Raw genomic sequence first — 14,451 nt, 5'->3', positions numbered from 1 at the left:
GGCCATCCCGGCGCATAGGAGAAACACTCCGGTGATTCCCACGATCACGCGAATCGTTGGAACCTCGGGGCGAGGATTCCGCGCAGCGGCTCTGGCGGCCGCCGCTCGACTCGCCTCCCTCACGTGTGGAGGAATTTGATACTGGCCCGTGGGGCGTCTTTTCTTCATAGCCATGGATGGAACCTCATGACAGCCATCTGCTCACTGACCCTTTGGCGCCTGTTGCGGCATCGCAAATTGCTGTCCCCGCGTGTTTGGCTGCACCGGCAGCAGAGTTGACAGTTTCTCTTCCAGTTTCCGTCTTGATGAGATACGACGCGACATAACCGGCCCCGAAGCCTACGACGACACCTGCTGCGATCCCCCAGCCAACGGGGCCTCCGGCGATAGCAACTCCTGCCGTGCCGGCCCACGTTCCGGCCATACCAGCCGTCATTCCACCGACGTTCGCCGCCACGGCCACGTCCTTCTCCTCGCCGTGGTCGATATCCCAACCCGTGGCGCCAACCGTCAGGAGAGTTCCCACCAGAGGTAGCTTTCCGCCGGTGTGGAGGGTGCGGCCCCAGAGGGACGTTGTGCTGGGTGGTCGGAGGTTCGGGAGCTTGTTGATGAACCAGCCTCCGGCGTCGGCGACCGAGGCCTCCATGAGGCGGGAGAACGAGCCCATGCCGTACTTCGCAAGGATGCGTTCCGCCTCCCGCGCGGATCTGGCCGATGTCCTCGCCGCGCGACCGGTGGCGTTCTTGAGCTCTCGTTTCCGAGCCTTGCTCATGGCATCAAGGCGCTGCTGCTTCAACTGGGCCGCCTCGCCGGAGAACCTCTGGGCCTGCTCCCAGAAGTGGCCGGCGTACTTCGACTGCACACCGATCACACCGGCCAGCAGACCGACCGTGTCGGACCACGTGTCCGCCGGGTCGAGCAGCTTCCTCGCGGCGATCTGCGTGTGCTTCCACGCGAGGTCCCAGAGGTCCGGGTCGTCTCCCTGCATGAGGGCCCGGTTGAACACAGCCGTGGGTTCGTCCTTCGTGAACTGGCCGTGGAACAGCGCAGCCTTCCTGGCGAAGCCCGGCGCAGGCGTCTCCGCACTGACCGCCGCTGTGAAAGCCGACCCGAAGACCTTCACGTCATCCCTGGCCGACCGGGCATTCGTCGTGACGATTGCGATCGGCAGGTTCTCGACGAGGCTTGGATCCATCGCGGCGTAGAAGGCCGAAGCGAAGTCGGGATCGCCCTTGTGCTTGGCCAACTCCTCGGCGATGCGGTGGAACTCAAGCCCTGCTGTGCTCCGGTCGAGCCCGGCCGCGGAGTTCGCGTCCTGCGCGAGCTTCCTTCCCGCACCTCTGGCCTCGCTGATCGTCGCGACAGGTTCGCGAACCTGCACCATGGTGCCGGCTTTACGGATTCCTTGGCGGTCGAGTTCCATCGCCGCTGCGAGTGCCTGGCGGCGGCGAAGCATGGGCAGCTCACCATCGACCCAGCCGGCGACCTTCCCGATGTCGGTCAGGTCGCTCGTCTCGAGCCTCAACTTTCGGAACCGGCTCGCATAGGAGCGGTGTGCCTCGCGGAGCCTACCGGTGCCGGATTCGAGGCTCTTGATCGTCCTCAAGAGGTTCTCCGGGTTGATCCCCGAGAAGTCGGGGTCAACCACGGGTGGATCGCCTCTCCCCGCCAACGGGCTGTTGTGGGTCGACCAGTACCGCGGTGGCGCCCGAACCGCCGAGAGCCTTCCGCACCTGCTGAGTGGCGAGGATGACCCAGGGCTGTTTCTCTCCTATGGCCTCGACCAGCGCGGGGACGGACGTGAAAGCCAGAGCGACGAGCTGTTCCTCACGTCCGTCTCCTGCCACGGGCACGAGGACGATGTCCGCGGCGTCGTCGCCGAGCGGAGCCCCATCAGGGCCTTGAGGCACCTCTGTCATGGTGGGCAGTACGAGGACCTCGGGAGCGTTCTGCGGCGCTTCGGTGGAGGGCATTGCCTCAGATTATGAGCCGATGGAGTGACGAGCAAAAGTTAAATCCGAGCGGATTACAAAGGCGCACGGCGTTGACGCTTTCATCCCCTCACATCACGGCGGATTCACCACGGCGCACTCGGAGTTCGCTGGTACCGTGAGCGCTCTTCGGCCGAATGAATGCGATGAACGAGGGGCTGAGTGCCGTGGCAGATTCGGAGGTGCAGGTCCCCAATCCGCGAAAGGCGGACCTGGAGCGGCTGCGGAGTGACCTGGCCAAGGAGGTCGAGAGCCTCAGGAAGGCGCTCAAGGGCCCGACCGAGGAGATCGGCGGCGACCGGGTCTGGGTCGGGAAGAACGCTCGGGCCTGGCACAGGGAACTGGAGGGACGGCACAAGAGGCTGGGGGAGCGGGTCGACAGGCTGCTTCCCGCTGTCGATGCGGCCATCCGCGGCGAACCCGACAAGGTGTCGCCGAGTGAGGCGAGGGCGTACCGCAACGGCACGTGAGCCCTTGGGTGTCGCCCCGAAACGCCGCCGGGGGCACCCCGTCCGAGGTTCGACGACCTCGAAGGAATGCCCCGGCAGGCTGCGATGTCCGCGCGTGGCGCGTCGGCTCAGGTGGCGCGCTCGATGTTGTCGGCGCTGGTGTTGGCAGACTTGCTGGCGTCGTTCAGCGTGTCGACCCACTTGTCGAAGGTCGGCTTGATGTCGTGCCAGTCGTTCCGGAAGCGGTCGGCCTTGGGACCCTTCCAGTAACCCGAGCTGTGGCTGGTGGCGGACTCCAGAGCCTTGATGAGGCCCTGGAGGTCGGTGGCCTTCTTGCCGAAGAGCTTGGACAGCTCCCGAAGCTGAGTGAGATCTGCACCGCGATCCATGGCGATCCTCCCCGTGTCACACACGTAAACGGACTATCCGTTTGCAACACGGGACGCTACCGCACCGCAGGTGGTGCCAGTCCAGCACCATTGGAGTTGCGAGTTGCGTGTGAGCAAGTGGTGTTGGCCTGGGGCAGGATCCCCAAGAAGGTCTACACGCGGCGCCAGTATGCTGAGGCTCCTGGGACAGCGGGGGAGGCTGCTATGGCAAATCCAGACATTCAGGAACTCAATCAGCGGGCGGGCCAACTGCGGTCGCTGGCCGACCACATCGACTCACTCGTCGATGCGGCCAAGAAGCACAGCACCACCGGCATGAAGACCTGGTCGGGACCGAATGCGGACGACGTGCGAGGGCGCCTGAAGAGCTGGCAGACGACGTGCGGCACCGTCGCCAAGGCGCTGCGCGATGAGGCGCACAAGTGCACGCAGGAAGCCAAGGACCTGAAGGACGAGAAGAAGTAGCAGGCCCTGCACCTGCTGCAGCGAGAGGAATGCACCAGTGCCCTCGTACGACAGTTCCCGAGCACGCTTCCGGCTGGCCGACCGTCATATCGCCGTGTTTGCGCACCTCCTGGACGGCGAGACACCCCCTGAGGCCCTGTGGGACTCACTGGTCGAACTCCAGCGCATCGGCTTGGTGGGCGAGGAGGGAGAACTGGCGTCGGTTCTCCGCCAGCCGCTGGGCGCCCTGGCCGATCCGGTGGTCATGATCCAGGTGGAGATCACGGGCGAGCACGGCGCGGTCGACCACGGGGTGATCGTGGGTCAGGAGGCAGTGATCTCCCATGACGGCTGGCCGGGGGAGGAGGAGTCCGAGTACGTCTCGATCGAGCCGACCACGCTGGTGTGGGAACTCGCCCGCAAGGTCAACCTGCACCGGACGGAGAAGCCGGAGGAAGGCGCTCCCGAGGTCCGTGTCGAGACGACCATGGGTGCCTTGGACGCAGCGTTCGTCGCCCTGGAAGAGCCCGGCGCCGACGAGGAGATGGCCCGCGATCTCGTGCGCAAGGCACTCGCCGACGCGGACACCAGCCTCGAGGGCCCGGCCCTGACTCAATTCCTGGACCTGGTCGTCTCCCTGAACGCCACCTGGCGCATCACCGCCGCCTGGGACGGCGAACACGAGGGCCGGCGCTCCACGATGATCCGGGCCCTGGCCGCCTGGGACTGCGGTCCCCTCGGCTACTGGATCCGCGAACAGCCCGAGGAACCCATCATGCCGGGGCAGGTCGGCCCGGACAGCGCACTCGTCCTGGTGAAGTCCGACTCCGCCGAAGTGTGGGAGAAGATCACCGATCTGCTGCCGGACAAGGAGGAGTTGCTGGTCGCGGACGAGTGAGCCGGGGGGCGGAAGCAGAACGCCCCAGGTGCACCAACGTGCTTCCGGTCAGAACCAGTTCATGGGATTTGCCTTGGACTTGGCGATGCTCTTTCCCAGGTCCTTGGTCTTGTCACCGACCCAGCCCGCCGCCTTGCCCGCGCCGTCCTTGATGTCGTCCCAGTGCTCGACGACCTTCGCGCCGCCGTAGACGAGACCCGTTCCGACCGCGAGGCCGATGGTGACCGGGTTCGGAGCGACCATGGCCGCCGTGAGAGAGGCGTTGAAACCCACCTCTGCGACGTCGGCGACGTAGGCCGCTCCCTTCTTCTTGAAGGCGTCGACGGGGTTGCCCTGCGAAATGACGTTGGCGGCGCTGAAGCCGGTCGACAGGACACCGCCCACGATGCCGGCGCCACGCAGGAACCCGGCGGTCTTGGCGGCGGCGCCGAGGCCCGTGCGCAGAGCCCCCGCCCCCCGGGCGGCATTGGTGGCCTCCGCCACGGAGTTGGCGAACCGCTGGCTGTTCGCGGCCTTGGTGAACACCTTGATCAGGCTCGCGTTGCCCGCGCGGGCGACTGCCTGGCCGGAGTGAGTGAAACCGCCGTACATCTTGGCCGCCTGGTCGGAGCCGACCAGGAAGTCGATGACACCGTTGGCGCGGAGCGTGTTCATCAAGGGCGTGGCACGAACCCAGTTGTAGCCCTCGCCGATCAGGTCGCCCCGGAGGCCGCCAGTGAGGGGGATGCGGGAGAGGCTCTGGTAGGTGCTGCTCCGACCGAAGAGGGAGCCGAGTTGACCGGGCAGCCAACTGCCCGGGGCGCTCAAGGAGCGTATTTTCGGTGCCCACTTGACCAGGCCGTTGCCGGCGGACCGGATGAGACCGTTCTCGGAGCCCCGCAGGACGACCCCGAGCCGTGTCTTCCAGGTGCGCAGCGCACCCGCCTTCAGGGAGTTGCCCAGTAGCACCTTGGTGAGTGACGTGCCCTGCATGGTGACAACGGCCGTGGCGGCGGTCACGGAACCCCAGTCGCCGTAGAGGCCGATCATGGACGCGATCGTCTCTTCGTGCGGCTGGAGCCCGGGGATCTGGGTGATGGCGTGAGCCTCCAGCCGTTCGATCCAGTCCGCCAGTGACTCATCCGGCTGTCGCTTGAACCTGTAGGCGTTCGGATCGTCGCTGGCCGCCACGGAGTTGGCCAGCACGAGGACGTCCGGGCCGAGGCCCTCGCTCTTGTACTTCTCGATCTCCTTGGGGCTGAACCCGGCCCACATGAGCCCGGCCTGCGGGTCACCGCTTTCCAGCCGGGCGAAGACGGCCCGCTTGCGCAGGTCCGGTGCTGTGTCCTTGACCCAGCCGCGCAGGGGCTTGAGCGTGGTCAACTTGCTTGTCACGCCGAGCCGGGACGCTCTGGTGAATGCTTCGTCCACTTTGTCCTGGACCCCGCCGCGTCCGTCGAGCAACTTCGCGAGCTGGTCCAGATCGTCCGGATTCACATTCCGCATGCCCACGTTTCAAATCCCCAGCGCGTGTGTTCCGGAACCAGCCGGTCAAGGCTGTGGAGTCGCACACCCACTTTAGGGACAGGGGTTCGCACGAGACCGTTGGATCACTGTCTCTTTACCCTGTGCAAACGCACTCTTGGGGAAGATCACCTCGCGACATCACATGTTCCGGGGGTCGGTGTTCATCCCGAACGTAGGAGTGCGTATGCGAAGACCAGACGTCGGTCCAGCCATGCCGCCCGTACCAGGAATCTGCGGTCGCCCTCCGACGTCAGGACGAGCTCGTCACCGGACTTCCATTCGAGGACCCGCGGTTTGGCCGCTTGGTCGCCGCCCTCCGCGCCCATGTCGGCGACGGCTTGGACGACACCCAGCAGCAGCTTGCCGGCACCGCGCTGGACCATCTCCCTGGGGCCGCCCATCGCCCACTCCGCGCTACTGACGATCTCGGGGTGCCCCGGCTGGACGATGCGCCACGTCGGCTTCACGGCGTGCTTCAGCGGAGCGATGCGCTGGATCGTGCCGATGGCCTCTCCCTGCGCGTCGCGCACCTCGTAGTGGCGCCTGCCCTCGATGTCCTGAGGCTCGTCGAGCGAGCAGATCAGCCTGCTGCCCCCGGCGTCTTCATACAGGCGACGCGCGTCGGCGTCCGACGGCTGTGGTGGAAAGAAGGCACAGGGGGCGTTGACGCGTTGTCCCGCCAGCCCCTGCGGGACCCTGAACGCACGGACGCCGAGCGCGGCACGTTTGCGTTGTCCGCCGACAGGCCGTTCCTCCTCGGTGATGGCGAACTCCCAGGCATCCGTCCACGGGACGAGAGGGACGGGAGGTTCGTCGACGTGCCTGTTCTTGCCGAACACGGTGTGCCTCTCCGAGTCACTTCGGGGATGGGCTCCGACCATAACCCCAGGCGGTGAAGAGGGCGCTAGGGCGGGCTGCTCGCTCGTCTCGGTGAGGCGTACCGCCTGCTCCGCGAGCTCCGACACCTTGAACAGCACCCCGGCGAATTCGACGGTGTCGCCGACCCACGTCCTGGCACGGGCTACCGGAATCCCGGCACAGTTCGCGCCGGGGCCGGCCGGGCCCACCGCGGTGTCGACGTACGAGACGGTGAGGGATATCGCCGGGTGTGGCCCCACGTTTGCTTTCTCCCCCGTTTGCTGCCGGCGCCTGCCGCTCCTCGCGCGCATGGCTCCACGGCATCGCTGGGGAAGCATACGGGGGTGGTGTTCGCCCATTCGAAGGCGTGAGAAATCTCCCCGAACGTCACATGGTTGCCGCAATCCCCACACCCTCTCATTGCAGACATCCGCTGATCACGCCGACAGCGGTTATGCCTGTTCTGATCAGAGAGCTCTGCTATGCCCGATAGTCCCTATATGGCACCGGTGGTGGCCGGGTGACTTGGTCTCAGGCGCTGCGATTACCTTTGCTTTACAGTGGCTTTGCGCGCGCCGCTCCGGTCGGCCAGGGTTCAGGAGACAGAGGGAAAGGGGCAGGCGTATGGGTGGACTCACATTTGAGCTGCAGCGGGCGGCGTCCACGCGGGGCGCCCGTGGTGACGTTCACCTGTGGGCAGGCGAAGTGGACGGCCTCGGCCGCATCGAGCTCGCATTCCCGACGGAGCACAGCGACTATCCGTCGGAGTACTGCGAGGTGGCGGTGAGCGGCGACGGCTTCCCACTGGTCACCTACCTCGGACTGCGGTACCTGCGGCGGCCGCTCCTGGCCAGAGGCGAGCTGCGGGTGGACTGGGACCCCGCGGATCTCTCCCGCAACGTGTGGTGGCCCGGGAAGAAGGGCCGTGCCCTGCGCATCAGGGTCAAGGGGCGGACGTACACCTATGCCGAGCGCGGTGGCAAGCGGCGCCACGAGCTGGTCCGCCCGGGTGCCGCCGTATCCATGACGCGTTCGAGTTGGAGGAACCCCAGCACCCTTTCCGGGACGTGGAGCGGCGAGGCCGATGCCCTCGACATCGGTATCGCGCTCGTCCTCGAGGGCGTGTACACCCGGAACCTGTCGTTGCCCGGCGCACTGGTGTCGCTGCCCGGACGCTTCCTCAATCGGTTCAACGATCTCTGACCGGTTCCACCTTTCCCATCAATTCAGCAGTTTCTGATTCAGTGATTTCGAATGTCAGGGGGACGAGAAGAATGCCTTCCGTGGATGCGGCCCGGCGTCGACTGCGGCTGTCCGACGCCCATGTGAGCGTGCTGGGGCTACTCGTGGAAGAAGGTCAGGTCCCGGACGAGTTGACGGGCGCGCACACCGAGCTTCGGGAGGCGGGCATCCTCGACACCGACGGCAAGATATCCGCCGACCTCTACCCGTTGGTTTCCACGCTCATGGAACCCCGTGTCATCGCCAGGGTCGAAACCACCGGACCTCAGGGCCTCACACGCAGTGGTGCCGTCATCGGTGACGACTTCATCTTCACGCACGAGAACTGGCCCGGCGAAGCCGAGTCGGAGTACGTCCCGGCCGAGCCGGAGACGCTCGTCTGGGCGCTGGCCAGGATGGTGGACCTGCACCGCGACTTCACGTCCGAGGCCGACTCCGGTGAGGTGATCGACTCGACGATGGGCACGCTCGACCAGGTGCTCGTCAGCATGGAGAGCGGCCGGTTCGAAGAGCCAGCGGCCGTGGCCGAGTCGGTCGGGTGCCCGGTGCGGCTGGCCGAGGTCCTGTCCCAGCTGAACTGCATGTGGCGGATGACCGTCGTGTGGAAGGGAGCCGAGGAGCAGCAGGGCGAGGACGGGCTGGGCGTCTCCGCCCTCTCGGTCTGGGACTGCGGCGTGGAAGGGTACTGGCTCCGTGAGATGCCCGCCGAGCCGATCTACGAGGGCCAGGTCGACAGCGACAGCGAGCTCCGGGTCCGACGCACCTCGGCCAAGGAGCTGTGGCAGCTGATCACCGACCTGCTGCCGGACGGAGCGCAGCTCGCCTCCGCCGAGCCGCAGTCCCGCTGAGGGCTGTTCGCGTCCCGGGGCACGAGACCCGCGAGTCCGGGGACGCGCCCAGTCTCCTGCCGGCGCCTTTCACTGACCGGCATGTAGTCCTCCGCCCATCGCAGCGATCGATCACGGGGAAAAATGAGCGACAGTTCCAAACGCATGGCCAATCCGGACAGCCTTGAGCACCTGGCGAAGCTGTTCGACGGCAGAGGAAATCTGCGGGATCGGCTGGACGAGGCATTCACCCGGGCCTCCCGCCTCGGTGTCTCCGACAAGCTGAGCTCGCTGAAACCCCTGCGGGGTTGGACCGATGACACGGCGGTCGACCTGCGGCGGCGTGCGGCCGTACTGCGGGCCGAGAACGGGGATCCGAAGGCAGCGGCGCTCTACGCCGGTTTCAAGCCGGAGGAACTCAAGGGCGGGGAGCTGCCCCCGGACGCCATGCTGATCGCCAATGCCTCCGTCGCCAACGGCGGCCAGTTCGACCCCGGCTGGCTCAAGCGCAAGCCGGGCGAGACCTACCAGGACTGGTTGCAGCGCATACCCGGGGACGCTGCCGCGAAGGTCAGCGGCAATGAGAACATCGGTGAAGTCGTCGGCGACTACATCGAGTTGACCGCACTGGCCTCGACCGTTCCGGGTGCCTTCAAGATGGCAGCCGCAGGAACGATGCATCTGATCAAGTACTTCAAGAACGGCACGTTCCTCAAGGCGCCCGGCACGACACTCGCTCAGATCCTCAAGGGACGGCCGCCTTCCTACATTCCGGCGCGCATCGCCCGGCTCGGCGCGCAGATCGGCAGGACTACCCCGACCGCCGTCCTGGACGTCCTGACGGGGTCCGACAAGCTTGCCCAGATTCACGGCGGAAAGCTGTGGGCCTGGGAGGCCAACCTCCTCAAGACCGGCAAGAACGCCGGCACGGCCGCGCGGGTGGCCGGAGCGAGCCGTCTGGGCGCCTTCGCCTCCGGGGCCGGGACGGCTCTGCGCACGGCCGGCTGGTGGCGTGCGGCCGGCGTCGGCGGAAGCGCCGTGGCCACGGTGGTCGGTGCCGTTGACGTCATCCAGGAAGGCAACCCCGTTGAGGCCTTCAAGCGGGACAAGGCCGGATACGTCGCGAAGGTGTCCGGCACGGCCTTCAACGCGTCACTCACCGCCGCCATGATCGCCCCCAACCCGGTGACGATCGGTGCGGCGGTCGTCACGGGCGCGGTCTACGGCGTCGCCACGATCGTCGACAACTGGGACACCGTGCGGAAGTTCCCCGGCAAGGTGGCCGATGCCGGACGCTGGGCCGGGAAAAAGATCGGCGAGGGGGCGGGGAAACTGGTCGACGGAGCGAAAGAGCTGGGCAGCGCTCTCAACCCCTTCGACTGAGAGGACGGTCGGCGTTCAGACCGAGTCCACTTCTGCGTATCCGACCCCGGCACCTGCCATTGCACGGAGGACCGGGGTCGCGATCTTCGGGCTGATTCGATGTTATTGGCGCTCGTGTTCAATGCGGCACCGATTTCGAAACGCATTCAGGCCTGGCCCGAGGATCATGCCGGCCCGTGTCGTACAGCGGAGAATGTGTCCGTTGCACGACCTGGGCCGGCCGCCGAAAGCCGGGCTCACCGGTTGACGGCTTGAACCTCCTGGACCGTGATGGCCTGGTCCTTGCCGAAGGTGCCGTTCGGAAGGTCCCCGCCGGCGCCACCGGTGCCGGTCCAGTCGATCTCCCATGTGATGGTGGCCCGGAGCTTGTACGTGCCGTCTCCGGACGAGCGGAGATACTTGATGCCGCACGGCGGGGTCTGATCGGCTTTGCCCCTGGCGTAGGGCTCGCCGATGGACTTGTCGCCGTCGTCGACGGCGCACTCACCCGAGGCCGGGTACGTCACAGCGTCCTTGGTGCCCGGCTCCAGCTTGAGGGACACCGGCCTTGCAGTGGTAGTGGCCTGGATGTTGAAGCCGGGGACATTGATGGCCGCCGTGGCCTGGACCTCGTCGAAGACGGCCTTGTCGAGCCAGGCCCAAGTGGGCAGGTTCACCTTGGTGTTGGCCTCAGGGGCCAGGGTGACCTCGGTGTCGGGGAGCTCCATGTGCTGGTACGCGAGAGCGGCCAGCATTTCCGGATTGATGGCCTCTTCGTACTGGGGCGGCGGAGCATCGCCGTTCTCGACCCAGAAGGGGAGGTCGGTGCAGGAGGACCGCTTGAGCGGGTCCGGCTCGTCGGGGTTCTCCACGCCGGCCCAGAACATGCCCTTGCCGTCGTTCTCGACGTTGTAGTCCTTGTAGCCGGGAGTGTCGGCCCAGCCGTATCCGTCCTCATAGTGACGCTTCGTCTCACCGATCGCGGCACCCGCGGTCCCACCCATGCCGGGTGCGTTCAGCTGGCCCTCGATGTGCTTGGACATCTCCTTCTTGAAGTCCTTGGCACCGAGGTACGGGGCGTACCAGCAGGGAGGCGGGGTCCAGCTGACATCCGTGGAGGTCACATTGCCGCTGCCGCCACTCTTGGCGACGGAACCGGAGTACTGGATGCGGGCGGCTGCGTAGATGCCCTTGCCGTTGCCGCCACCCGACTGTTCTGTGTTGGCGCCCTGGCCGTTGGCCGGCTGCTCTCCCGCGTACACCGGTTGGGCAAGGGCCAACATGCCCAGGACGAGCCCCAGGGCAGCTGCCCCCGTGCTGAGGGCTGGGTGGCATGACCTGATCACTGGCACTTCGCCGCCTTGGCCTGGACGTACACCTTGGACGCCTGCCACAGACCGTCTCCGGTGGGGAGCTTGACCATGATGATTTTGAAGTAATCGAAGTCCGTGATGCTGGGGGCGCCCTTCAAGACCTTTCCGGTCTTGATCTCCTTGGAGTAGAACTTGCTCGAATCCACACAGAACGCAACCTCCACCGAGTTGCCGTTCGGTGCGGACCGGGTGGTGGCCTGGTAGTGGCGCCGAGTGCCGTATGCCGTCCAGCCGCCGTCCAGCCGGGCGTCGATCTGCGTCTTCGCGTACTTCGTCCCGTCGCCTGTCGAGTAGGCGACCAATGAGGCGTCCTTGGTCGTGCGCTTGTCGACGCCTCGGTAGATGGCCCGTACGTAGTTCGCCGCGTCCTGCATCGCAGCCGCTTCGTTCTTGTCCTTCGGCTTGTCCCAGTCGAAGACCAGGTTCATGTCCTTCGGCAGGGACACATCCACCCCATCCGGCTTGTCCCCTGCCGGTGCTCCCGCGGCGGACGCCGACTCCTTCGGCTTCTCCGCCGCCTGGCCGGCGCCTGCGATCTTGTCGTTGGCGCCGGACTTTTCGTCCCCGCTACCGCAGGCCGTCAACATCAGTGCTGCCGTCGCCGTCAACGCGGCAGCAACGGGCAATGAGCGGCGCTTCACAGTGACTCCCCGTGAGAGACAGAAGTTCAGTATGCGCACCGAAGGTACCGGTGCGGTTTCCGTTTTCACCAGTGCGAACTTCCGCGAGAACATGGGCTATTCCGGATGTATGGGGCTCTCGGAAGGCCGGTTGCGTCCTGATCGTCCCATGCGAGGCAGAGCCCCTCCAGCCTGCGAAGCTCCCCGTTCCGCCCACGGCCAGACCCGAACACGGGCGACGTACGGGTGGAGGTCGTACGGCAAGCGGATCGGTCCAGCCACTCGCGCATCCCGCCGTCGGCGCCGTCAGCGGCAACACCAGGGTCGGCAACCGGCCCGACCCTGGAGGCTATCCGGACCTGCGCACGTCCAAGGGCAGTGCCGTGAAGTGGGACGGCCGGCGGGTCCGTGCCCTGTTCACGGCGTTGCGGGAGGAACGGTAGGTCGGCTGATCAGCGGCGCAGCCCGAGCCCCGTGCGACCCGGATCACCGCCCCGGTGAGTCCGGAGTCATGCGGCCAGCTTGGAGTTCTGTGCCCTCACCACGTTCGCGGACATCTTGGCGTCGCTGGGCCGTGTGCTGTCGGCGATGGCGAAGCCGTTCACGGAAAAGTAGACGGCGAGCACGTCGCCGGTGCGGACCGCTTCGGTGTGCAGGGTGTGGGTGACGCCCTGGAACGTCATCGTGGAGCGGAAGGCGACGGCGCCGGCAGCCGTGCCCTTCTCGGCGGTGACCGAATCGTAGGCCGTGGTGTTCTTGCCCGCCTTCGCGGTGAACCCGTCTCCGCACTCCGCTACGGCCTTGGCCACCTCGTCCAGCACCGACTCGGCCTTGGCCGCCGGCTCGTACGAGGCGAGAGTGATGTACGTGCTCGCCTTGCCGTAGCCCGACCCGGCACTGCGCGTCACGTCGGCCTGCGGTTCACCGAGCGGGAGTTGATTCATCGCGTAGGCCAGGGGGGGCGCAGCCGGACCGGTCGACCGTGACCTCGTCCGACGACTTGGCGAAGGCGTACTCGGCCTCCGGCTCGGCCACGTTGTAGCCGGGCAGGTCGTCCTTCGTCAGGATGACCTTCGCCAGCCGCTGGGCCGGAGTGATCTGTTCGGCCTTCGGCGCCGAAGGCGAAGCGGAGGGCTTGTCCTCACCACCCGAGCAGGCGGTCAAGGCGGAGGTCAGGGCCAGGACGGAGACGACGGCCAGGGCGGCGCGCTTCAATGGGGGCTCCTCGGTCGCTGCTTCGGGCGAAGATCATGGCACGGCGCCACGGGAGACCGGGCCGCCGGGCCTCTGATGCCCCCTCAGGGCTGACGACGACGCGCAAGGCCGTCACCTGCACGAGGGGATGACCTCGCTGTGCCAGACCCCCGACTTCGTGTGTGAATCGTGCAGGCATGATGGCCGGTACGTGACGAACCCGGCGAGCGGCAAGGGGTGTTGGGGTCCGCGGTGATTCGCTCGCGCACAGGTGGAGGCCCCATGTAGGGCTGGTCCCGGGCGGGTTGGGCGGAGTCGGCGTTGCAGATGGGTAACAGGCCGTGCCCTGCGGCCGGTGGGGCCGGACGCGCCTTGAGGGGCTTATGTGCGGCTGATACGGTGCGATGGCTTGACACTCACCCCCAGTGCTGGCTATTCGCCCAGGTCGGGCGGGTACGTCCGGCCCGTCCCGCACTTCTCCGTGCGGGCCGTCGCGGGTGAAGTGTCCGACTTTGAAAGCAATGACAGACATCTTCTTGGGTGTACGGGGAGCGGTTGCGTGAAGATCCAAGAGCGTACGGGGGCGGGCGCAGGTCGTTCTGCCGCTCCGGCTCAGCCGTCGGTCGGCGACCGGCTTCCCACCCCGCCTCGCGAGCGCAAACCGGCACTGGCCGCGCTCGCGGTGCTGCTCATCCTGGTGGGTGCACTGGGCGCGACCATGCTCGTGCTCCAGGCCGGTGACCGCATCGAGGTCGTCAAGGTCACGCAGGAGATCCCCGCCGGCGGCTCGGTCAACACGTCGAACACGACGTCCGTCATGGTCGCCAAGGACGACAGCATCCACTACGTCGAGTGGAGCCAGTTCGACCAGCTGAAGAAGCTGAAGGCCGTCAGCACCATCCCCGGCGGAGTCGTCGCGGTCGGCGAGATGTTCGGCGACGCGGCGGGTGTCGCCGCGGGCAAGGCCACCGTGGGGCTGTCCCTCAAGGCCGGCCAGTACCCGACCGGCATCAAGATGGGCGACACCGTCGCGGCCTACCGCGTCAGCTCCGCCTCCGGCTCGGGCAACAGCAACAGCAACTCCTCGTCGTCCTCGGCGGCCGACAGCTCCGTCATCGTCGACACCGCCCGCGTCACCTACGTCCCGGGCGCCAAGGACAGCGGCGACGAACTAGTCGGCAGCACCAACCTCGCGGTCACCCTGACCGTCGACAGCGACAAGGCCGCCGCCCTGGCGCAGGCCGCCTCCAACGGCGAGGTCGCTCTCGTCCAGGTCCCCGGTAACTCCGGCAACTAGA

At 66.7% G+C, this 14,451-nt stretch carries 16 protein-coding genes; 7 read left to right on the top strand and 9 right to left on the bottom strand.

From position 1 onward, the window contains the following. Nucleotides 1–184: 184 nt before the first annotated feature. Together ACFZDI_RS05595 and ACFZDI_RS05590 are read right to left on the bottom strand one after the other, a co-directional pair. Nucleotides 185–1,648, bottom strand: coding sequence for a hypothetical protein (locus ACFZDI_RS05595; protein ID WP_391247887.1), 1,464 nt, complete (start codon nt 1,646–1,648; stop codon nt 185–187). Then, the gene (locus tag ACFZDI_RS05590; protein WP_391247885.1) at nt 1,641–1,973 is read right to left on the bottom strand and encodes an SAV_915 family protein; all 333 of its coding nucleotides are present in this window, start codon (nt 1,971–1,973) and stop codon (nt 1,641–1,643) included. The genes ACFZDI_RS05595 and ACFZDI_RS05590 overlap by 8 nt, the downstream gene beginning before the upstream one ends. Before the next feature lie 185 nt (nt 1,974–2,158). Between ACFZDI_RS05590 and ACFZDI_RS05585 the strand changes: the two genes are divergently transcribed. Continuing rightward, entirely contained in the window at nt 2,159–2,461 is a 303-nt protein-coding gene (locus tag ACFZDI_RS05585) for a hypothetical protein (RefSeq protein WP_391247883.1), read from the top strand. Between the two features lie 107 nt (nt 2,462–2,568). Here the strand turns inward: ACFZDI_RS05585 and ACFZDI_RS05580 are convergent, their stop codons facing one another. Then, nucleotides 2,569–2,829, bottom strand: a complete 261-nt coding sequence (locus ACFZDI_RS05580) for a WXG100 family type VII secretion target (RefSeq protein ID WP_097218954.1) — start codon at nt 2,827–2,829, stop codon at nt 2,569–2,571. A gap of 204 nt (nt 2,830–3,033) precedes the next feature. On the opposite strand from ACFZDI_RS05580, the gene ACFZDI_RS05575 reads away from it, so the two are divergent. Next, entirely contained in the window at nt 3,034–3,294 is a 261-nt protein-coding gene (locus tag ACFZDI_RS05575) for a hypothetical protein (protein WP_391247879.1), read from the top strand. A 37-nt stretch (nt 3,295–3,331) separates the two neighbouring features. Beyond that, complete coding sequence (locus ACFZDI_RS05570) at nt 3,332–4,171, top strand: hypothetical protein (protein WP_391247877.1); 840 nt, start codon at nt 3,332–3,334, stop codon at nt 4,169–4,171. Between the two features lie 48 nt (nt 4,172–4,219). Here the strand turns inward: ACFZDI_RS05570 and ACFZDI_RS05565 are convergent, their stop codons facing one another. Next, nucleotides 4,220–5,656, bottom strand: a complete 1,437-nt coding sequence (locus tag ACFZDI_RS05565; RefSeq protein WP_391247876.1) for a PE-PGRS family protein — start codon at nt 5,654–5,656, stop codon at nt 4,220–4,222. Between the two features lie 182 nt (nt 5,657–5,838). Next, nucleotides 5,839–6,795, bottom strand: a complete 957-nt coding sequence (locus ACFZDI_RS05560) for a hypothetical protein (protein WP_391247874.1) — start codon at nt 6,793–6,795, stop codon at nt 5,839–5,841. A gap of 364 nt (nt 6,796–7,159) precedes the next feature. On the opposite strand from ACFZDI_RS05560, the gene ACFZDI_RS05555 reads away from it, so the two are divergent. The 3 genes from ACFZDI_RS05555 to ACFZDI_RS05545 all read left to right on the top strand — a co-directional run bounded on the left by ACFZDI_RS05555 (nt 7,160) and on the right by ACFZDI_RS05545 (nt 9,987). After that, a complete protein-coding gene (locus ACFZDI_RS05555; protein WP_391247872.1) occupies nt 7,160–7,738 on the top strand; it encodes a hypothetical protein in 579 nt (192 codons plus the stop codon). Between the two features lie 71 nt (nt 7,739–7,809). Then, on the top strand, nt 7,810–8,625 hold the full coding sequence (locus tag ACFZDI_RS05550) for a hypothetical protein (RefSeq protein WP_391247870.1): 816 nt from the start codon (nt 7,810–7,812) through the stop codon (nt 8,623–8,625). A 123-nt stretch (nt 8,626–8,748) separates the two neighbouring features. Beyond that, entirely contained in the window at nt 8,749–9,987 is a 1,239-nt protein-coding gene (locus ACFZDI_RS05545) for a mucin-2 (protein ID WP_391247868.1), read from the top strand. A gap of 236 nt (nt 9,988–10,223) precedes the next feature. Here the strand turns inward: ACFZDI_RS05545 and ACFZDI_RS05540 are convergent, their stop codons facing one another. From ACFZDI_RS05540 to ACFZDI_RS05525, 4 genes are all read right to left on the bottom strand, one after another. Next, nucleotides 10,224–11,249, bottom strand: coding sequence for a hypothetical protein (locus tag ACFZDI_RS05540; RefSeq protein WP_391247866.1), 1,026 nt, complete (start codon nt 11,247–11,249; stop codon nt 10,224–10,226). 59 nt (nt 11,250–11,308) lie between these two features. Then, entirely contained in the window at nt 11,309–11,980 is a 672-nt protein-coding gene (locus ACFZDI_RS05535) for a hypothetical protein (protein WP_391248059.1), read from the bottom strand. A gap of 488 nt (nt 11,981–12,468) precedes the next feature. Beyond that, complete coding sequence (locus ACFZDI_RS05530; RefSeq protein WP_391247864.1) at nt 12,469–12,903, bottom strand: hypothetical protein; 435 nt, start codon at nt 12,901–12,903, stop codon at nt 12,469–12,471. Next, nucleotides 12,881–13,174, bottom strand: coding sequence for a hypothetical protein (locus tag ACFZDI_RS05525; RefSeq protein ID WP_391247862.1), 294 nt, complete (start codon nt 13,172–13,174; stop codon nt 12,881–12,883). The genes ACFZDI_RS05530 and ACFZDI_RS05525 overlap by 23 nt, the downstream gene beginning before the upstream one ends. Nucleotides 13,175–13,712: 538 nt before the next feature. On the opposite strand from ACFZDI_RS05525, the gene ACFZDI_RS05520 reads away from it, so the two are divergent. Then, the gene (locus ACFZDI_RS05520) at nt 13,713–14,450 is read left to right on the top strand and encodes a hypothetical protein (protein ID WP_234848659.1); all 738 of its coding nucleotides are present in this window, start codon (nt 13,713–13,715) and stop codon (nt 14,448–14,450) included. Nucleotide 14,451: the final 1 nt, after the last annotated feature.

The sequence above is a fragment of the Streptomyces sp. NPDC007907 genome, from assembly GCF_042959365.1.
Classification (GTDB): Bacteria; Actinomycetota; Actinomycetes; order Streptomycetales; family Streptomycetaceae; genus Streptomyces; species Streptomyces indiaensis.
Note: the sequence above shows the minus strand (reverse complement) of the source record. Positions and strands in the feature narration are given on the sequence as shown.